This window comes from Streptomyces sp. NPDC016851, from assembly GCF_055562795.1.
Genome location: NZ_JBVHEP010000033.1, coordinates 91,896 through 111,470 on the forward strand (window position 1 = coordinate 91,896; position 19,575 = coordinate 111,470).

The 19,575-nt window shown below is 72.0% G+C and carries 11 protein-coding genes; 7 read left to right on the forward strand and 4 right to left on the reverse strand.

The genetic code is table 11. The features are described from left to right. Positions 1–23: 23 nt before the first annotated feature. Positions 24–767 carry a Clp protease N-terminal domain-containing protein gene (locus ACZ3I3_RS37060; protein ID WP_467372171.1) on the forward strand — a complete coding sequence of 248 codons (744 nt, stop codon included), beginning with the start codon at positions 24–26 and terminating at the stop codon, positions 765–767. Between the two features lie 298 nt (positions 768–1,065). Next, positions 1,066–2,754 carry a bifunctional 3'-5' exonuclease/DNA polymerase gene (locus ACZ3I3_RS37065; protein ID WP_467372172.1) on the forward strand — a complete coding sequence of 563 codons (1,689 nt, stop codon included), beginning with the start codon at positions 1,066–1,068 and terminating at the stop codon, positions 2,752–2,754. Here ACZ3I3_RS37065 and ACZ3I3_RS37070 read toward each other — a convergent pair. Both ACZ3I3_RS37070 and ACZ3I3_RS37075 read right to left on the reverse strand, forming a co-directional pair. Continuing rightward, positions 2,714–5,911, reverse strand: coding sequence for an AfsR/SARP family transcriptional regulator (locus ACZ3I3_RS37070; protein WP_467372173.1), 3,198 nt, complete (start codon positions 5,909–5,911; stop codon positions 2,714–2,716). The two genes, ACZ3I3_RS37065 and ACZ3I3_RS37070, sit on opposite strands and share 41 nt — an antisense overlap. A gap of 356 nt (positions 5,912–6,267) precedes the next feature. Continuing rightward, the gene (locus ACZ3I3_RS37075) at positions 6,268–7,161 is read right to left on the reverse strand and encodes a glycosyltransferase family 2 protein (protein ID WP_467372174.1); all 894 of its coding nucleotides are present in this window, start codon (positions 7,159–7,161) and stop codon (positions 6,268–6,270) included. 207 nt (positions 7,162–7,368) lie between these two features. On the opposite strand from ACZ3I3_RS37075, the gene ACZ3I3_RS37080 reads away from it, so the two are divergent. Continuing rightward, positions 7,369–8,262, forward strand: a complete 894-nt coding sequence (locus tag ACZ3I3_RS37080; protein ID WP_467372175.1) for an AraC family transcriptional regulator — start codon at positions 7,369–7,371, stop codon at positions 8,260–8,262. Between the two features lie 54 nt (positions 8,263–8,316). Here the strand turns inward: ACZ3I3_RS37080 and ACZ3I3_RS37085 are convergent, their stop codons facing one another. Both ACZ3I3_RS37085 and ACZ3I3_RS37090 read right to left on the reverse strand, forming a co-directional pair. Next, on the reverse strand, positions 8,317–9,780 hold the full coding sequence (locus ACZ3I3_RS37085; RefSeq protein WP_467372176.1) for an amino acid permease: 1,464 nt from the start codon (positions 9,778–9,780) through the stop codon (positions 8,317–8,319). Positions 9,781–10,103: 323 nt separating this feature from the next. Next, a complete protein-coding gene (locus ACZ3I3_RS37090) occupies positions 10,104–11,753 on the reverse strand; it encodes a PucR family transcriptional regulator (RefSeq protein ID WP_467372177.1) in 1,650 nt (549 codons plus the stop codon). A gap of 461 nt (positions 11,754–12,214) precedes the next feature. Here ACZ3I3_RS37090 and ccrA point away from each other — a divergent pair, with 461 nt between their 5' ends. The 4 genes from ccrA to ACZ3I3_RS37110 form a co-directional block, all read left to right on the forward strand. Next, positions 12,215–13,594 carry a crotonyl-CoA carboxylase/reductase gene (gene ccrA, locus ACZ3I3_RS37095; protein WP_467372178.1) on the forward strand — a complete coding sequence of 460 codons (1,380 nt, stop codon included), beginning with the start codon at positions 12,215–12,217 and terminating at the stop codon, positions 13,592–13,594. A 1-nt stretch (position 13,595) separates the two neighbouring features. Further along, on the forward strand, positions 13,596–14,594 hold the full coding sequence (locus tag ACZ3I3_RS37100) for a 3-oxoacyl-ACP synthase III family protein (RefSeq protein ID WP_467372179.1): 999 nt from the start codon (positions 13,596–13,598) through the stop codon (positions 14,592–14,594). Continuing rightward, positions 14,591–15,487: a 3-hydroxybutyryl-CoA dehydrogenase gene (locus tag ACZ3I3_RS37105; protein ID WP_467372180.1), complete on the forward strand. Its 897-nt coding sequence runs from the start codon at positions 14,591–14,593 to the stop codon at positions 15,485–15,487. The genes ACZ3I3_RS37100 and ACZ3I3_RS37105 overlap by 4 nt, the downstream gene beginning before the upstream one ends. Before the next feature lie 146 nt (positions 15,488–15,633). After that, a partial coding sequence (locus ACZ3I3_RS37110; protein WP_467372181.1) for a type I polyketide synthase occupies positions 15,634–19,575 on the forward strand: 3,942 nt, incomplete at its 3' end.

A 19,575-nucleotide genomic window follows, 5' to 3' on the forward strand; every position in this document is an offset into this window, starting at 1 on the left:
GGGGCGCAACCTACGGTTGACACATGACGACGAACCCCAACATCACGTCATCGGTGCGCCTCGACGATCTGATCGCGGCGATCAAGACGGTTCACCAGGAACCCCTCGAACAGCTCCAGGACGCGGTGCTCGCCGCCGATCACCTCGGCGAGGTGGCCGACCACCTGATCGGTCACTTCGTGGACCAGGCCCGGCGTTCGGGCGCCTCCTGGACGGACATCGGCAAGAGCATGGGGGTCACCCGGCAGGCCGCGCAGAAGCGGTTCGTGCCGAAGGAGTCGGCCGACCTCGACCCGAGCCAGGGCTTCAACCGCTACACGCCCCGGGCCCGCAACACGGTGATGGCCGCGCACAACGCGGCCAAGTCCGCGCGCAACGCCGAGGGCGTGCCCGAGCACCTCGTCCTCGGTCTGCTGGCGGAGCCCGACGGACTCGCCGCGAAGGCGCTCGTCGAGCAGGGCGCCTCCCTCGACGCGGTCCGCGAGGCGGCGACCGCCGCACTGCCGCCGGCCGTCGAGGAGGCCCCGGAGCTCGTGCCGTACGGCCAGGCCGCCAAGAAGGTCCTGGAGCTCACCTTCCGCGAGGCCCTGCGCCTCGGCCACAACTACATCGGCACGGAGCACATCCTGCTCGCCCTGCTGGAGCACGAGAACGGCGAGGGCGTCCTCAGCGGCCTGGGCATCGACAAGGAGCGGACCGAGCGGTACGTGGCCGAGGTGCTGGAGAAGGTCGTGCAGGCGCAGAAGGACGCGGCGGACGGGGCGTGACGCTCCGCTGAGCTGCGGGCTGAGCTGCGGGCAGTCGTGGCTCCTCCAGTGCCTCAGGGCCTGGGAGGTACCCCCAGGCGGCAGGGTGGGTGCGGCGGTACCCCGCTCCGCCGGGCGGCCCAGCATGGCCGGGTGGCGCCCGAGACCGCGACCGCACCCGAGGCCGGGACAGCCACCACGGCTGGGACGGCGTCCGCGGCCGAGACCGGGACAGGGGCGGGCCACCGCGACCGGGACGGCCACCACGGCCGGGTCGCGGCCCGGGGCCGTTGTCAGACCCCCCTGGCACACTCCCAGCATGGCCGATCGGTGGGCGCTTGCTGTGGGCGAGGGCGGTGGCGTGGACGTCGCCCCCCTCGGTCCGGACGGGCTGCCCGTCGGGCCGGTGCGGCGGGAGGCCGATGCCGCCGAAGCCGTACGGAGCCGTCCCGGCGTCACGCGGTGGGTGTGGCGGTCCACCGCCGAGGTCTACCCGCGCCTGCTCGCGACGGGGGTGCGAGTCGAGCGGTGCTACGACATCGAGGCCGCCGAGACGCTCCTCCTCGGCCACGAGGGGCGGTACGGGGAACCACGCTCGGCCGCGGCCGCCCTGGCCCGGCTGCGCGGCGGCCCCGTACCGCCCGATCCGCCGCAGCGCTCCGCCGAACCGGGCTCCCAGTCCTCCCTGTTCGAACCACAGGGCGTCCACCTGCCTCTGACGGACCTCCTCGCGGTCTACGCCGAACAGCAGAAGCGGCATGCGCAGGCCGAGCACCCCGAGCGGATGCGCCTGCTGACGGCCGCCGAGTCGGCCGGCATGCTCGTGGCCGCCGAGATGAACCGTGCCGGGCTGCCCTGGCGCGCCGAAGTACATCGCGCGGTGCTGCACGACCTGCTGGGCGAGCGGTACGCGGGCGGCGGCGAGCCGCGCCGCCTGGCCGAGCTGGCCGACGAGGTGTCCGCGGCGTTCGGCCGCCGGGTGCGGCCCGATCTGCCCGCCGACGTGGTCAAGGCCTTCGCGCAGGCCGGGATCAAGGTCGCCTCGACCCGCCGCTGGGAGATCGAGTCCGTCGACCACCCGGCCGTGAAGCCCCTGCTGGAGTACAAGAAGCTGTACCGCATCTGGGTCGCCCACGGCTGGTCCTGGCTCCAGGACTGGGTGCGTGACGGGCGGTTCCGGCCCGAGTTCCTCGCGGGCGGGACGGTGACCGGGCGCTGGGTGACCAACGGCGGGGGCGGCCTGCAGATCCCCAAGGTGATCCGGCGGGCCGTGGTCGCCGACCCCGGCTGGCGGCTCGTCGTCGCCGACGCCGACCAGATGGAGCCGCGTGTCCTCGCCGCTATCTCCCGCGATCCCGGGCTGATGGAGGTGGCCGGGCGGGAGAGCGACCTCTACCAGTCCGTGTCCGACCGCGCCTTCTCCGGTGACCGCGCCCAGGCCAAACTCGCCGTGCTCGGCGCGGTCTACGGCCAGACCTCCGGCGACGGCCTGAAGAACCTCGCCGCGCTCAGACGCCGCTTCCCCCGGGCGGTGGCGTACGTCGACGAGGCGGCCCGCGCCGGCGAGGAGGGCCGGCTCGTGCGGACGTGGCTCGGCCGGACCTGCCCGCCGGCGGCCCGGGGGGCGGACGACGCGGCGGAGGAGGCCGGCATCCCGGCCCCCGACGAGGAGCAGCCCGGCAGCGGGCAGTGGGTGCCCGGGTACGCCTCCACCAACGCCCGCGCCCGCGGCCGCTTCGCCCGTAACTTCGTCGTCCAGGGCAGCGCGGCCGACTGGGCCCTGCTGCTGCTCGCCGCACTGCGCAGATCCTGCGCGGACCTGGCGGCGGAGCTGGTCTTCTTCCAGCACGACGAGGTGATCGTGCACTGCCCCGAGGAGGAGACGGAGACGGTCGTCGCCGCGATCCGCGAGGCGGCTGACCTGGCCGGCCGGCTGACCTTCGGGGAGACGCCGGTGCGGTTCCCGTTCACGACGGCGGTGGTGGAGTGCTACGCGGACGCCAAGTAGCGAGCAGCTCGCGGAGTTCCCCGACCACCGCGTGCGCGTCGGTCCCCTCCAGCGCCGCGAGAGCCGAGCCCCATTCCTCGCGTGCCGCAGCGGTCCGCCCTTGTTCCCGTAGCAGCAGCCCGTGCTGGTGGCGGGCGAGACCGCCGGTGTAGCGGTCGGCGCGGGCGTCGGCCCGGTCCAGCAGCTCGGCGCACTCGCGGGCGGCCCGCCCGGTACGGCCCAGCAGCCGCAGCGCGCGGACCAGGCCGAGCCGGGTCTGGGATTCGCCGTGCCAGTCGCCGTGACCACCCAGGATGCGCAGGCTCTCCTCGAAGTGCAGGGCGGCGGCGGCCGGTTCGCCGAGCCGCAGATGGGCGTACCCGATGTTGCAGTGCGCGGTGTGCCGGACGATGACGGCGCCGATCTCGTCCCCGATGGCGAGCGAACGCCGGTGCTGCTCGATGGCGGCCCGCGGGTCGGTGTGCTCGTAGAGGTTGCCGAGGTGGCTGTGGGTGACGGCCTCGCCGTACGGATCGTTCAGCTGCCGCGCGTACTCCAGGCTCCGGGTCAGCGCCTCGCACGCCTCGGCGGACCGGCCGAGCCCGTCGAGCAGCAGGCCGCGGTTGTTGAGGCAGCGGCGGATCCAGGACGGGGCGTCGAGCCGCCGCCAGATGGCCAGCGCGCGGTCGTTGAGGTCGAGTGCGTCGCCCTGGCGGCCGGTCAGGAAGTGCAGTCCGGCGAGATCGACCAGCGCGTACGCCTGCGCCGCCTCGTCCCCGAGCCGCCGCGCCACACGCAGGCCGGCCCGGCCGAGCACCTCCATCTCGGCGAGGCGTCCCCTGCGGTGCGCGTAGGGGAGGATCAGCCGCACGAGGGTGGAGACGAGCCCCGCGCGCCGCCGGCACGGGTCGTCCGCGTACCGCTCGACCAGGGTGACGATGTTCGTCAGCTCGCTGTCGCCCCAGGCGAAGGCCTCCTCGGGGGTGTCGAAGGGGGCGACGGTGTCGACGTGAGCCGCGTGCCCGGATGGCTGCGCCGCGGTGGGGCGACGGCGGTCGTCCTGGTCGGGGCCGGGCTCGACGATCGCGACGAGCACCCGCTCGGCGACGGCGGCGTACCAGCGGAGGGCGGTTTCACAGGCACCGGTGTCGTCGGCGTCGGTGTCTTCGGCGCCTGTGTCTTCGGCGCCTGTGTCGTCGGCGCCTGTGTCGTCGGCGCCGCTGTGCTCTGCGCCGGTGTCGTCGGCGTTCTGTGTGCCGCCTCCTTCACGGGCGTCACCGGAACCGCCGGTGCCCGCCCCACCCCGCTCCCCCGCCAGCTCGCGGGCGAAGTCGCGGACGAGGTCGTGCGGTGCGTAGCGGCCGTACGCCGGTTCCTGGAGCAGGGCCACGTCGACGAGGCGGTCCAGGGCGGCCTCGGTGCGGAGTTCGCCCGTGCCGGTGAGGCGGGCGAGCAGGGGTGCGCCGTACGTGGGCAGATCGAGCGCCCCGATACGGCGGAGGGTGAGGGCCGCGTCCCGGTCGGCCTCGCGCTCGGAACCGGCGAGCGCGTCATGGGCGACGGCCAGGGAGCGGCGCACGCTCAGGTCGTCGTACTCGAGGTGGCGCAGCCGCCCTCGCGTCCCGGCCAGTTGCCCGGCGAGGACGTCCGGTGTGAGGGCCTGCCGGGCGGCGAGCCGCGCGGCGACGACGCGCAGGGCCAGGGGGAGGCGGCCGGTGAGTTCGACGAGCCGGCGGGCGGCGTCCGAACCGTCCAGCCCGGCCCGGCCCGAGGCCGCGACCAGAAGCGCCGCGCTCTCCTCGTCCGACAGCGGGCCGAGCGGGAAGCGGGCGACGCCGTCGAGGGCGGTGAGCGGCGAACGGCTGGTGACGATCACCGCGCACCCGGCCCCGCCCGGCAACAGCGGCCGTATCTGCGCGGCGCTCGCGGCATCGTCCAGCACCAGGAGCGTGCGGGTCGGCGCGAGCAGCGAGCGCAGCAGCGCGGATGCCGCGTCGGGGTGCTCGGGTATGCGGCAGGGGTCGGCCCCGAGGTCGCGCAGCAGGGCGGTGAGCGCCTGACCGGGGGTGAGAGGGGCCATGCCGGGGGTCGCGCCGTGCAGGTCGAGGTAGAGCTGCCCATCGGGGAAACGTTCCGCCAACTCGTGTGCGACGTGCAGCGCGAGTGCGCTCTTGCCGACGCCGGGCATGCCGCTGATGACGGCGGTGGCGGGGACGGCGGCAGGCAATGGGGCAGTTGGGGCGGTCGAAGCCGGCGCTCCCGGTGTCGTCAGGGTCCGGCGCAGGGCGTCGCGTTCGGCGGTCCGGCCTGTGAAATGCGCCGGTGGCGGGGGAAGTTGAGCGGGCCGCGGCTGATCGGACGAGGGCGGCGCGGCGACCTGCAGCACCTCCACATGCGCCTCCCGCACCCCCGGCCCGGGCTCGATGCCGAGCTGGTCGACCAGCCGGGTGCGCAGGTCCCGGTGGACGGCCAGGGCCTCGGCCTGGCGGCCGGTCCGGTGCAGGGCGAGCATGAGCTGGCGGTGGTACACCTCCCGCAGCGGATACTCGGCGGTCAGCGCCGCCAGCTCCGGCACCAGCCCGTCCACACGCGGGCCGCCCAGCGCCAACTCGGCGTCGTAGCGCCACTCCAGAAGCAGCAGCCTGGCCTCGCGCAACCGCCGTGCGAAGGCGTACCCGCCCACCTCGGACGGCAGTCCGGCGAGCGGCGCGCCCCGCCACAGTGCGAGCGCGGCGCCGCACTCACGCACGACGCGCTCCCACTCCTGCCCGGCGTGCGCGGCCCGCGCCGCGGCGACACGGGCCTCGAAGACGTGGACGTCCAGCTCCCCCTCGTCGACGCGCAGCACATACCCGGACGGCACGGTCCGCAGCCGCTCGGGATCGTCGAGCAACCGCCGCAGCCGGGCTATGTGGTTGTGCAGCGAGGCCTGGGCGGAAACGGGCGGCGCCCCGCCCCACAGCGCGTCCTTGAGCGACTCGACGGAGACGGCCCGTCCGGCGTCGAGCAGCAACGCGGCCAGCAGCACACGGGACTTGGGGCTCGCGACATCGAGTACTTCGCTCCGGCCGCCCCCGTCGGTGCCGACGTACAGCACCGGCGGCCCGAGCAGGCCGAACCGCAGCCCGCGCCGCCCGTCGGAACCGTCCTCGCTGCCCGAACAGGCAGATGCCCCCATCACGCCCCCGTCTCCCCGTGCCACCGCCCTTGACGGGTTTCCGCCCCCGGGGCAGCGGTTTTCCGCCACCTTCGCCCTCACGTTCTCCGCCGGAACGCCCCAGCACAGGCCGTCGTCCGTCCTGGTTCGGCGACTTCGCGCCAATCGGCAGACGACGCAACGGCGAACCGTTGGCCACATGTTAGCGATCGGTTGGCAAACCCTGATGTGATCACTACGTCGGATCTGGCCCGGCGGCGCGCGCGTCTGGACGCGCAACTCGGGGGAGTGTCGCCGCCGCGGCCGGGTCCGGGTCCCGGTCGGCGGAGGTGAACGGCCGGGGCCCCACCAAGCTTCCTGCCGGGCGCCTTTCGGCGTCAGATGACCGGCGGACGACCCAGCCGCGTGAGCCGCCACACCGTCCGCCAGTGCATGGGCCGCCGCTCACCCGCCGGTTCCCGTACACCTTCCACGAACCCGCCGAACCATGCGCGCAGCCCCGCACGCGACCGGTTGCGCACGAGGGTGAGCAGCACCCAGACGCCCAGGTGGACGGGGACGAGCGCGAACGGCAGCCGGCGGCGGGCCAGCCAGACCCGGTTGCGGGCGTTCACGCGGAAGTAGATGGCGTGCCGGGCGGGCGAGGTCTTCGGGTGCTGGAGCAGCAGTTCGGGCGCGTACAGGATGCGCCAGCCCGCGTCGGCCGCGCGCCAGGCCAGGTCGGTCTCCTCGTGCGCGAAGAAGAACTGGGCGGGCCAGTCGCCGATCTCGTCGAGCATCGCCGTCCGCAGCGCGTGCCCACCGCCGAGGAACCCGGTGACGTACCCGCCTCGCAGGGGGTCGGAGTTGCCGATCCGGGGCACGTGCCGCTGCTGTGTCTCGCCCAGTTCGTCGGCGATGCGGAAGCCGACGATGCCGAGCCGGTCGTCGGCGGCGTACAACTCCCGTACACGGCGCAGCACATCGGCGTCGACGAGCAGCCCGTCGTCGTCCAGCTCCACGACGACGTCGATGTCGCCGAACTCCCGCAGCCGCGCGAGGGCCGCGTTCCGCCCGCCGGGACAGCCGAGGTTCTCGTCGAGCTCGATCGGGGTGACCTCGCCGGGCAGCGACAGCCGCCGGGCGAACTCGGGCAGCGGGCAGCCGTTGCCGACGATCACGATCCGCTCGGGCGGCACGTCCTGCTTGGCCACGGACCGCAGCAGCGCGTCGACCTCCTCGGGCCGGTTCCCCATCGTCACCACGGCGACGGCGATCCTGGGCGCCCCCATGTCCTCACCTCGTCCCGGTCGGCAACTGACGGTTGACGGGCGATGCTAGCCGTTCACGGTAAAGACCCTTTAAGTACGCCTGCCGGACGGCGGTGCGCCTACGCCGTCCGGTGGATGCGGCACCCGACCCGATCGGGCACAGGATGTCGGGTGCGGCAGGGTGCGCGCTGCCTAGCGTGGTGATCACGAAAGAGGAAGGAACCGGGCGTGCTGGAGCGGCTCAACCAGGCGATGGAGCACATCGAGCGCCACCTCGACGGGTCGGTGGACGGCGCCGGACTGGCGCGGATCGCGACCACGTCGGAGTACCACCTGCGCCGGATGTTCTCCGCGCTGGCAGGCATGCCCCTGTCGGAGTACATCCGCCGCCGGCGGTTGACGGTCGCGGGCGCGGAGGTGCTCGCGGGCGACGAGACGCTGCTGGAGATCGCGGTGCGCTACGGCTACGGCTCGGGCGAGGCGTTCGCACGGGCGTTCCGCGCGATGCACGGCGTGGGCCCGGGCGAGGCCCGGCGCACCGGCGCCGCGCTCGTCTCCCAGCCCCGGCTGACCTTCCGCCTCACCGTCGAAGGGAGCAGCAGCATGCACTACCGAGTGGTGGACCGGCCGGCCTTCACCGTCGCCGGCTTCAAGACCCGTGTCCCGCTCGTGCACTCGGGCCCGAACCAGGCGATCATCGACTTCGTCCGGGGGCTCGGCAAACAGGCCCTGGAGCAGCTCGGAAAGCTCTCGGACCAGGAGCCGCGGGGCATCGTCGCGGTCTGCGACGACCTGGATCCGAGCCGCGCCGAGGGCACCGAACTCGACTACTACCAGGCGGTGATCACCGCGGCGTCCGCCCCGTCGGACGTCCCGGCCGGCGCCCCCGCGGGCGTCACCACCCTGCCCGTCCCGTCCGGCACCTGGGCGGTCTTCACCACGTCCGGCCCGGCACCGCAGGCCATCCAGGAACTGTGGCGCGACGTGTTCACCGAGTGGTTCCCGTCCAACCCGTACCGCAGCCGCCCCGGCCCCGAGATCCTGCGGACCGTCCTCTCGGCGGACGGGACGACGGCGGACGCCGAGCTGTGGCTGCCGGTGGAACGGGAGTCCGCCCGCTGAACGCCGAACCCCGGGCCGGAGTCGATCCGGCCCGGGGTTCCAGCGCAGCCGGGGCTACCGCGGCGCGACCGGCTCCGCGGTGTCCTTCCGGCGGGCCCGCTCCCGGACCAGCGAGATCGCGATCACCAGCGCGGCGACGAGCACCGAGAGCAGCACCTGGCTGCGGCCGCCGCCCTCCTTGTCGTCGGTGAGCATGTAGAGCAGGACGAACGTGATCATCGCGATCGTCGCCCAGGTCAGATAGGGGAACAGCCACATCCGGACGACGAGCTTGTCCGGGCTCTCGCGCAGGATGATCCCCCGCATCCGCAGCTGCGAGAAGCAGATGACCAGCCACACGAAGAGCGCGACGGCGCCCGAGGAGTTCAGCAGGAACTGGAAGACCGTGTCCGGCCACAGGTAGTTGAAGGCGACCGCCACGAAGCCGAAGACCACGGAGGCCAGGATCGCGGCCTGCGGGACACCCCGCGGGTTCGTCCGCGCGAAGGACCGCGGGGCGTCGCCGCGCTGCCCGAGGGAGAAGGCCATCCGGGAGGCGGTGTAGAGGCCGGAGTTGAGACAGGACAGCACGGCGGTCAGCACGATGAAGTTCATGATCTCGCCGGCGTGCGGGATGCCGATCGAGTCGAGGGCCGCGACGTACGAGCCCTTCTTCTCGATCGCGGGGTCGTTCCACGGCAGCAGGGCGACCACGACGAGGATCGAGCCGACGTAGAAGACACCGACCCGCCAGATCACGCTCCTGGTCGCCTTGGCCACCGCCCGCCGCGCGTCCGAGGACTCACCGGCGGCGAGGGTGACGATCTCGCTGCCCATGAAGGAGAAGACGACCAGCAGGATGCCGGTGAGGATCGCCCCCGGCCCGTTCGGCAGGAAGCCGCCGTGCTCGGTGAGGTTTCCGAATCCCGTGGAGGCGTGGTCGGAGCCGGGCAGCACACCGAAGATGGCCAGCCCGCCGAGGACGATGAAGCCCGTGATGGCGACGACCTTGATGCCGGCGAACCAGAACTCGAACTCGCCGAAGGAGCCGACCGAGGCCAGGTTCGTGGCGGTGAGGACCATCATCACGATCAGGGCCCAGGCCCACTGCGGTACGGCCGGCACCCACCCTTCCAGGATGACGGCGCCCGCGGTCGCCTCCACGGCGAGGACGACGACCCAGAAGAACCAGTACAGCCAGCCGATCGAGAACCCGGCCCAGCGGCCGAGCGCCCGGTCCGCGTACGCCGAGAAGGACCCGGAGGTCGGGTTGGCCGCGGCCATCTCGCCGAGCATCCGCATCACGAAGACGACGAGGGCGCCGACCAGTGCGTAGGACACGAGGATGCCGGGCCCGGCGGCGGCGATGCCGGAGGCGGAGCCCACGAAGAGACCGGCACCGATCACACCGCCGATGGCGATCATGGACAGATGGCGGTTCTTGAGACCGGCCTGCAGACCTGCCTGCTGCTCCGGAGGCTGACCACTGCTGGATTGATCGGTGTCAGGGGCCAGTGAATCGGGGGGACGTGTAGTCATGTCGACATCCATGGGGTCGTTGGGAGTGCCGTGCTGTGCGTCGGGAGGGACGGCCGGGGCACTGACGATTCCCGGAAGCGTTCACGGTGCGATTCGCGGAATCCGGATGTCGTGCCGGTGATGGGGTCGTCACCGCACGTCCGCGTTTCGCTCCGTCTCCTCGTGGGAGGTGGGCCGCATCACTTGCGGAAATGGATTTGCGCAAGCGTATGGGGGCTCATGGGGCCAAATGTTTGTGAAGGCTGAACAAACTCGCCCGCGATGGCTGTACGACCGGCCAATGCGGAACCGGCCCATGCCGAACCGGCCCATGCCGAACCGGTTCAGCCGGTGGGTGGCAGCCGCAGCTGGAGCATCGCCAGCAGACGCTGGTCGGGACGGCTGAGATCGAGGCCGGTCAGCTGCTCGGCCCGGCGAAGGCGGTACCGCAGCGTGTTGGGGTGCACATGGAGCTGTGCGGCCGCCGCCCGGATGTCACCGAAGGAGTTCAGGTACGTCAGGAGCGTCTCGGCGAGCCGGCCCTGGTGCCGGCTGTCGTGCGAGAGCAGGGCGGTCAGCCGGGGATCCCGTATCTCGGGGCGGGCGGCGAGCAGCGTCAGTATCTCGCTGACCAGCACCTCGGCCTGGATGTCCGGCAGCGCGGCGACCGCGACGGTCACGCCGGCGCTCACCATGGCGTCGAGGATGCGGTCGGCTTCCCGGCGTGACTCGGGGACGTCCCCGAGCCCCGGCACCAGGCACCCGACCGAGCCGCGCAGCGGCAGACCCAGGTGGCGGCGCGCGGCGTCGGTGATCTCCTGGGTCCAGCCGCGCAGCGTGTCCGTGTCGATGCCGCGGGGCAGCTGGGGCAGCAGCACATAGATACGGGGATCGACCTGGGTGACCAGGGCGCTGCGGTGCCGGGCGGCGATGTGCACGGAGACCAGGTTGGTGACCTCGGAGTGGGTCAGTTCCGGGGAGGCGACGCCCTCCGCGGTCTCGTACGCCTCCGTGGTGCCGTACGAGAAGCCCAGCACGGCGGCCGGGCGGGTGGCGTCGAATCCCAGGTGCGTGGCGAGCGGCTGCGGTCCGGTGCTGCCGTCCAGGAGCCCGGCCAGCAGGGTCCGGGTGAGCGTGACGTCGTCCGAGAGCTCCCGGCGACGGCGTACGAGATGGAGCGCCGCGACCCGGGCGGCGCCCAGCAGTGCCTGGCGCGAGCGCTCGGACAGCGGGATCGAGCCCTCCTGCACCCAGATGGTGCCCAGCTGCCGGTCTCCGGACCGGATGGCCACCGCGAGCCGGCGGCGGATGCCCAGCTCGGGGTGGCTGTCGATACCGATCACCTCGTCGCTGGAGTGCAGGTGCTGGAACACGCCCCACTCACGCAGCTTGGCCAGATAGCCCTCCGGCCCCTGCCAGCCGAGGATGGAGCGCCGGCGCAGATCGTCCGCCTCGTCGGAGTCGGTGGTGCGGGAGTAGGCCAGCACCCGGTTCGCCGCGTCCTCGATGCTGACGATGCCGCTGGTGAGGATGGCGGTGGTCTGGGCGAGTGAGAACAGGTCGCCCTCCTCGGCCCCCATGCCGGGCTCCCCCGGCGGTGCGTCGTCGAGGGCGGCCCGGGCCAGCGCGTTCACCTGCTCCCAGCGTGCTTCGCTGCGCAGCGAGAGCAGGGCGACCCCGGCCTCGGCGGCGGTCTCGCTGAGCGCCGCGGCCTGGCCGGGCCCGTCCAGCTTGACCACGACGGCGGCGGCTCCGTCCCGCCCGGCGGCCCGCAGCGCGGGAAAAGCGGCCCGGCCACGCGCACCGATCACCAGGACGAGCTCGCCCGGCTGTGCGGTCGGCGGATCCTCGGGATCGAGCAGCGAGACCCCGCGGATCTCGACGTCCAGCCCGGCGGGAGCGGCCTGCACCTCCACCAACGAGTCACCCAGCACCATCAGCAACTGACGCAGGCCGATGCTGGCTGCGGTGGGGGACACTGCGGCCGGATCCATGATCGTCGCCTCTGCTGGGAGCCATGCCGGAGCTTCGATGCTAGCTGTAGGGGCGACGGGCACCTTCTCCCTGCACCGTGCGGTTGTCAGACGTCCACAGCCCACTTGAGCTGGGGCACGATTCCAGACGCCTCATCCCCGGAACCATCCCCTCCCTATCTGACACGCCAATTAGGAATGTGAGCGGCATCACAACACTCGGCGTGAAGGCGGGCCGTACTCAATCGCACCGAGCGCGTCCTGCCGTATGACTTTCAATTCCATAAGCCCCCTATCGATGCCGCTCCCCCACCCTTATGAGTGCCGTATAGGGGGCGCCTAAGGGTACGAGTCGACCGGAGCGAATGCGTAACGTGTCCGGCGTCGCGGGAACTCGCACGCAGCTTGTGGCCCTCGACACTCTGATCCGAATCGGCGGCTTCCATCCTGGAACAGCCGGTTTCCCGACGGAAGGGGTTCGTATGGATGCGTTGACCGAGGCGCTCCTGGAAGGGGTCGACGCGGAGGAAATCGAGAAGATCGATCTTCCCGACAGCTATACGGCCGCGCATCTGCAAATCGACGACCTGCACATGTTCGACGGCGCCTCCGAAAGGGATGTGCGGAAGTCTCTCCACGTGGGTCGAGTGCCGATGCCCGAACTCGCACCGGACGAAGTTGTGGTGGCCGTGATGGCGAGTTCCATCAACTACAACACAGTTTGGTCGGCGACGTTTTCCCCGGTACCCACGTTCCATTTCCTCCAGCGAATGGGCCGGGAGGGCGGATACGCGGCGCGCCACGACCTGCCCCATCACGTCCTGGGCTCCGACGCCTCGGGTGTCATCGTGCGCGTCGGCGCCGGAGTGCGGCGCTGGCGCCCAGGCGACCATGTCGTGGTCAGCTGCGTGCAGGTGGACGACCAGGAGCCGGCCACGCACGCCGACGGCATGCTCGGCGCCGGCCAGCGCATCTGGGGCTACGAGACCAACTTCGGCGGCCTGGCGCACTACTCCGTCGTCCGGGCGAGCCAACTGCTGGCCAAGCCCGCTCATCTGACCTGGGAGGAGTCGGCGGGCGTCATGCTCACGGCCGCCACGTCGTACCGGATGCTGGTCAGCGACAACGGGGCCCGCATCAAGCAGGGCGACATCGTCCTCATCTGGGGGGCGACCGGTGGTCTCGGTGCCTTCGCCGTGCAGCTGGTCAAGAATGCGGGCGGAATACCCATCGGGGTGGTCAGTTCGGAAGAAAAGGCCGACATTCTGCGTGCTCTCGGCTGCGATGTCGTCATCAACCGTAATGAGATCGGCCTGGGCGGCGATGACGCGCTCACGCCGGACCGCACCATCGAATTGGGCAAACGGCTGGGCCGGGCCATCAGAGCGGCGGTGGGCGAGGATCCGCACGTCGTCTTCGACTTCATCGGCCAGGCCACGTTCGGTATCTCGGTCTTCGTCGTCCGCCGCGGTGGAGTCGTCGTCACCTGCGGTTCGAGCACCGGCTACCAGCACCAGTTCGACAACCGCTATCTCTGGATGAACCTCAAGCGCATTGTGGGCAGCCACGCCGCGAACCTCCAGGAGCAGTGGGAGTGCAACCGGCTGGTCGCACTCGGCCGGCTGTCCCCCGTCCTCTCGAAGGTGTATCCGCTGGCCGAGGTTGCCGAGGCCGCCCGGCTCGTGCAGCGGAACAGGCACATCGGCAAGGTCGGTGTGCTGTGTCTTGCCCCCGAGGAAGGCCTCGGTGTCACCGATCCCGAGAAGCGGGCCGCCATCGGGGTCGAGCGGCTGAATCCGCTGCGCACCACGGGCCGGAATGCGCCTTCCGAACGTGCGAAGTCCCAGGAAAGGGCCACGTGACGTGACAGGAAAACGAATCGGAATCATATCGACCGGTTCCTATCTGCCCAAGGAGGAAGTCGGCAACGAGGAGGTCGCCGCACGCGTCGGCGTCACGGCCGAATGGATCGAGCGCAAGACGCAGATCGTGTCGCGGCGCTACGCGGCACCGCACGAGGCCACCTCGGACCTCGCCGCCCGCGCGGCCGAGCGAGCCCTGGAGCAGGCGGGCATGACCGCCGAGGGCATCGACTTTCTGATCGTGTCCACATCGACCGGGGACTTCCCCCAGCCGCCCACGTCGTATCTGGTGCAGGACGCGCTCGGCGCGTACCGGGCGGCCTGCCTCGACGTCAATGTCGTGTGCAGCGGCTTCGTCTACGCGATGGAGGTGGCGCGCGGCCTCGCCCAGACGCGTCCGGGCTCCCGGATTCTCGTCATCGGTGCCGACGTCTACTCCCGGATCCTCGACTTCGGCGACCGACGCACGGCCGTGCTGTTCGCCGACGGCGCCGGTGCCGCTGTCCTCGGCCCGGTCGACGAGCCCTACGGCATCATCGGCACCGACCTCGTCAGCCGGGGAGACGCCCACGACCTCATCCGGGTGGAGGCGGGCGGCAGCAGGAACCCCGCCTCGGAGGCGACCCTCGCCGAGGGCGGCCACTACTTCCGGATGAACGGTCGTGGGGTGCGCGACTTCGTCAGCGAGCACGTGCCGCCGGCTCTGACCGCACTGGCCGACCGCGTCGGCGTCACCATGGACGCGGTGGACCATTTCGTACCGCACCAGGCGAACGGGGTGATGCTCGGCGAGGTCGTCGAACTGGCCGGTCTGACCGGTGCGGTCACGCACCGGACCCTTCAGAAGTACGGCAATGTCGGCAGCGCCTCGGTGCCGGTCGCGCTGGACGAGGCGAACCGCTCGGGCGCTCTGGCGCCCGGAGACCTCGTGCTGCTCGCCGGGTTCGGCGGGGGCATGTCCATCGGCGCCTCGCTGCTGCGCTGGGGGGTGACGGGATGACCAGTACCGCGTTGGTCGAGGGTGCCGAAGTCGTCGACGCCATCGAACGGATCGGTGTCGTGGGCAGCGGCATCATGGGAGCCGGGATCGCGGAACTGTGCGCGAAGGCGGGCTGCGACGTCCGGGTCGCGGTCTCCTCCGACAGGTCCCTTGAGGCCGGCCCCGCGCGGGTGACCCGCTCGCTGGACCGCGCCCTGAGCAAGGGGAAGATCACCGAGGAGCAGCGTGATCAGGCGCTGCGGCGGATCACGTTCACCCGCGATCTCGGCGAACTGAGCGACCGACAGCTCGTGATCGAGGCGGTGAAGGAGGACGAGGCCCTCAAACTCGACCTGCTCGCCTCACTCGACAAGATCGTCCAGGCTCCGGACGCGATCCTCGCCTCGAACACGTCATCGCTGTCCGTCGCGCGCCTCGCGCACGCCACGACCCGTCCCGAGCAAGTCATCGGGATCCACTTCTTCAACCCGGCCCCGGTACTGCCTCTCGTCGAGCTCGTCGACTCGATCCTGACGGATCCCCAGGTGAGCCGTCGCACCGAGGACTTTGTTGCGGGGCGGCTCGGCAAGACCGCCATCAAGTCACCGGACCGCGCGGGGTTCGTGGTGAACGCCCTGCTGTTCCCCTACCTGTTGTCCGCGATCCGCATGGTCGACTCGGGCCTCGCCACCGCCGAGGTGATCGACCAGGGCATGACGCTGGGCTGCTCGCACCCGCTGGGCCCGCTTCGGCTCGCCGACCTGATCGGCCTCGACACCACGGTCTCGATCGCCGAGGCCCTGTACGAGGAGTCCAAGGAGCCGTTGTACGCGCCGCCCGCCCTGCTGTTGCGCATGGTCGAGGCAGGACTGCTGGGCAAGAAGTCCGGCCGCGGCTTCTACGCGTACCCGTAGCACCTTCACCGCTATCCCCCCTCGCGAGCGCGGTGCGAGCAGCCTCTGCGCGGCTGCTCGCACCCCGCCCGCGCCACTTCACGCACGTCCGCGCGCCACGGTCCGGTCCGTCGCGTGCTGTTGTCGCCGACAGGAGAGCGAAGAACATGGCCATTCGTCCCGGATCCGATCGTCCGGAGGGGTATTCGGTACCGGACGACGCAATCGCTGTGGTGGGCATCGCCTGCCGCTTCCCCGGCGCCCAGGACCCCGATGCCTTCTGGCGTCTGCTGTCCGGCGGCGAGAGCGCGGTCGGCCCGGTCCCCGCGGGCCGTCCCGGACTTCCGGCAGGCACCGGCACCCGGCCGGCCGGATTCCTCGACGAGATCGACGGGTTCGAACCGGAGTTCTTCGGCGTCTCCCCGCGCGAGGCGATCGCCATGGATCCGCAGCAGCGCCTGGTCCTCGAACTGGGCTGGGAGTCGCTGGAGAACGCGGGCATCGTCCCCGCCTCGCTGCACGAGGCCCCCGTCGGCGTCTTCATCGGCGCGATCTGGGACGACTACGCCAAGCTCGTGCACCAGTACGGTGCCGAGGGCGTCACCCACCACACCATCACCGGCACCAGCCGCGGCATCATCGCCAACCGCCTGTCCTACGCGCTGGGGCTGCGGGGCCCCAGTCTGGTCGTGGACACCGGCCAGTCCTCCTCGCTGGTGGCCGTCCAGCTCGCCTGCGAGAGCCTGCGCAAAGGTGAGTCCACCGTGGCGCTGGCCGGCGGAGTCAGCCTCAACCTGGCCGCGGAAGGCTTCACTGTCGCGGAGCGCTTCGGAGCCCTGTCCCCCGAGGGACGGACGTACACCTTCGACGAGCGGGCCGACGGGTACGTACGCGGGGAGGGCGGCGGCGTCGTCGTCCTGAAGACGCTGCGGCAGGCGGTCGCCGACGGGGACGCGGTGTACTGCGTCATCCGCGGTGGTGCCGTCAACAACGACGGCGGTGGCGGGGCGCTCACCACCCCGCGCGGCGCCGCCCAGGAGGAGGTCCTGCGCCAGGCGTATGCCGCGGCCGGGATCGAGCCGTCTGCAGTGCGGTTCGTGGAGCTGCACGGCACGGGAACCCCGGTGGGTGACCCCGTCGAGGCGGCGGCGCTCGGCACGGTCCTCGGCGCCGGCCGCACCACGGACACCCCCCTGCTCGTCGGCTCCGCGAAGACCAACATCGGGCACCTGGAGGGCGCGGCGGGCATCGCGGGGCTCATCAAGGCGGCGCTGTGCCTGCGTGCCGGGACACTCGTGCCGAGCCTCAACTTCGCCCGTCCGAACCCCGCGATCCGCCTCGCCGACCTGCGCCTCGCCGTCGCCACCGAGGCGGCCGCGCTACGCGGCGACGGCGACGAGCCGGTCTTCGCGGGCGTCAGCTCCTTCGGGATGGGCGGCACCAACTGCCACCTCGTCCTGTCCGACTGGCGGCCCGTGCGCGGAGCCGACTCCGCGCCGTCCGGCACCGACGTGACCGTTCCGGTCCTCGCGCCCCTGTCCGCGCGGACCGGGGAAGCACTCGGGGCCCAGGCCGACCGGCTGGCCCGCCGACTGCTGGACCACCCCGAACTCGCACCGGCCGACGTGGCGCATTCCCTCGCCACCACGCGGACGCACTTCAAGCACCGCGCCGTCGTCGTCGCCGAGGACCGGTCCGCGCTGCTGGCCTCGCTGCACGCGCTGTCCGCCGGGGACCCGGCGCCCGGTCTCGTACGCGGCGTGGCGGGCGACGGCGCCGTGGCGTTCCTGTTCACCGGCCAGGGCAGCCAGCACGCGGGCATGGGACGCGAGCTGTACCGGGCGTTCCCGGTGTTCGCCCGGGCCCTGGACGAGGTGTGCGCCGTGGTGGACGACGAACTCGACCGACCGCTGCGGGACGTGATGTTCGCGGACGCGGACTCCGCCGACGGCGCGCTGCTTCACCACACCCGCTACACCCAGCCGGCCCTCTTCGCGTACGAGATCGCGCTCCACCGGCTCCTCGGCCACTGGGGAGTCGCCCCCTCCGTCGTTCTCGGCCACTCCGTCGGCGAACTCGCCGCCGCCCATGTCGCGGGGGTGCTGTCGCTGCCGGACGCGGCGGCACTGGTGGCCGCGCGCGGACGGCTGATGCAGGACCTTCCGGGCGGCGGCGCGATGGTGTCGGTCCAGGCGTCCGAGGAGGAGGTGCGGACCAGCCTGGCGGGACGGGAGCACCAAGTGGCGTTGGCTGCGGCCAACGGCCCGCTGTCGACAGTGATCGCGGGCGACGAGGACGCCGTCCTGGAGGTCGCCGGGCACTGGGCCGAGCAAGGGCGCAAGACCAAGCAGCTGCAGGTCAGCCACGCGTTCCACTCACCCCGCATGGACGCGATGCTCGATGCCTTCCGCGAGGTCGCGGGGCGTCTGGACTACGGCACACCCCGCATCACGGTGGTGTCCAACCTGACGGGTCGCGCGGTCCCGGCCGAGGAGATCGGCACGGCCGAGTACTGGGTGCGCCACGCCCGCGACAGCGTCCGCTTCCTCGACGGCATGCGCGCGGTGGAGAAGTCCGGCATCCGTACGTATCTGGAGGTGGGCCCGGACGCCGTGCTGGCGGCGATGGGGCGCGACTGCCTCACCGAGGACGCGCTGCTCGTCGCCTCGGCACGCCGCTCACGCGCCGATGTGCCGACACTGCTGTCGGCGCTGGCCGAGTTGCACACCCGCGGTGTGTCCGTCGACTGGCACAGCGTGGCGCCGGGTCACCGTGTCGCGCTTCCCACGTACGCGTTCCAGCGGGCGTCCTACTGGCTGTCGGCACCGGACGATGCCGCCGCGCGGACCGTCACCCCCGGAGGCGACGCCGACGTGAACGCCGTCGCCGATGCCGGGCCGGTCACGGCACCGCGAGCCACGGCTCCGCTGGCGGAGCGCCTGGCCGGGCTGCCGGAGGCAGAACGCGAGCGGGCCGTCGCGGATCTGGTCCGGCGTGAGGTGGCCGCCGTACTGGAGTACGCGTCCACGGCATCCGTCGACATGGAACTCACATTCAAGGAGCTCGGTTTCGACTCCCTCACCGGCGTCGAACTGCGCGACCGGCTCAGTGCGGCGGCGGGGCTGCGCGTCCCGCCCGGCCTCATCTTCGACCACCCCACCGGGGACGCCGTCGTCCGGTATCTGCGCGCCGAACTGCTCGGTGGCCCGGCCTCCCCGGCGGCTCCCGTGAGCGGCTCGAGCGACTCCGGCGACGATCCGATCGTCGTCGTCGGCATGGGCAGCCGGCTGCCCGGCGGGATCGGCTCGCCGGAGGAGCTGTGGGAACTGGTGGCCTCCGGCGGCGAGGCGATCTCCGACTTCCCGGCCGACCGCGGCTGGGACCTGAACGCGCTCTACGACCCGGACGGGAACAGCACCGGGACGTCGTACACACGACGAGGCGGCTTCCTGCAGGGGGCGGCGGAGTTCGACGCGGAGTTCTTCGGGATCTCCCCGCGCGAGGCGCTGGCCATGGACCCCCAGCAGCGGCTGCTGCTGGAGACCTCCTGGGAGGCACTGGAACGGGCGGGCATCGACCCGACGAGCCTGCGCGGCAGCGCCACCGGCGTGTACGCGGGGACCTTCACGTTCCGCGACCAGGGCGGCGCGGGCGGCGCGGAGGGCCAGCGCATGACGGGGTCGGCGGCCAGCGTGCTGTCGGGCCGGGTGTCGTACGCCTTCGGGTTCGAAGGTCCCGCCATCACCGTCGACACGGCCTGTTCGTCGTCCCTCGTCGCCCTGCACATGGCCGCCCAGGCCCTCCGTGCCGGCGAATGCACGCTCGCCCTCGCCGGCGGCGTCACCATCATGTCCACCCCCGACACCTTCATCGAGTTCAGCAGACAGAAGGGGTTGTCCCCGGACGGGCGCTGCAAGTCGTTCGCCGCCGGGGCGGACGGCACCGGCTGGTCCGAGGGCGTGGGCGTACTCGTCCTGGAGAAGCTGTCGGACGCCCGCCGCAACGGACACACCGTCCTCGCGATCGTCCGCGGCAGCGCCGTCAACCAGGACGGCGCCAGCAACGGCCTCACCGCCCCCAACGGCCCCTCCCAGCAACGCGTCATCCAA

Coding starts and splice junctions, on each gene's coding strand:
- ACZ3I3_RS37075 (WP_467372174.1), bottom strand. CDS start 7,161: ATGGGGGCGCCCAGGATCGCCGTCGCCGTGGTGACGATGGGGAACCGG.
- ACZ3I3_RS37070 (WP_467372173.1), bottom strand. CDS start 5,911: ATGGGGGCATCTGCCTGTTCGGGCAGCGAGGACGGTTCCGACGGGCGG.
- ACZ3I3_RS37065 (WP_467372172.1), top strand. CDS start 1,066: ATGGCCGATCGGTGGGCGCTTGCTGTGGGCGAGGGCGGTGGCGTGGAC.
- ACZ3I3_RS37060 (WP_467372171.1), top strand. CDS start 24: ATGACGACGAACCCCAACATCACGTCATCGGTGCGCCTCGACGATCTG.
- ccrA (WP_467372178.1), top strand. CDS start 12,215: ATGGATGCGTTGACCGAGGCGCTCCTGGAAGGGGTCGACGCGGAGGAA.
- ACZ3I3_RS37085 (WP_467372176.1), bottom strand. CDS start 9,780: ATGACTACACGTCCCCCCGATTCACTGGCCCCTGACACCGATCAATCC.
- ACZ3I3_RS37105 (WP_467372180.1), top strand. CDS start 14,591: ATGACCAGTACCGCGTTGGTCGAGGGTGCCGAAGTCGTCGACGCCATC.
- ACZ3I3_RS37090 (WP_467372177.1), bottom strand. CDS start 11,753: ATGGATCCGGCCGCAGTGTCCCCCACCGCAGCCAGCATCGGCCTGCGT.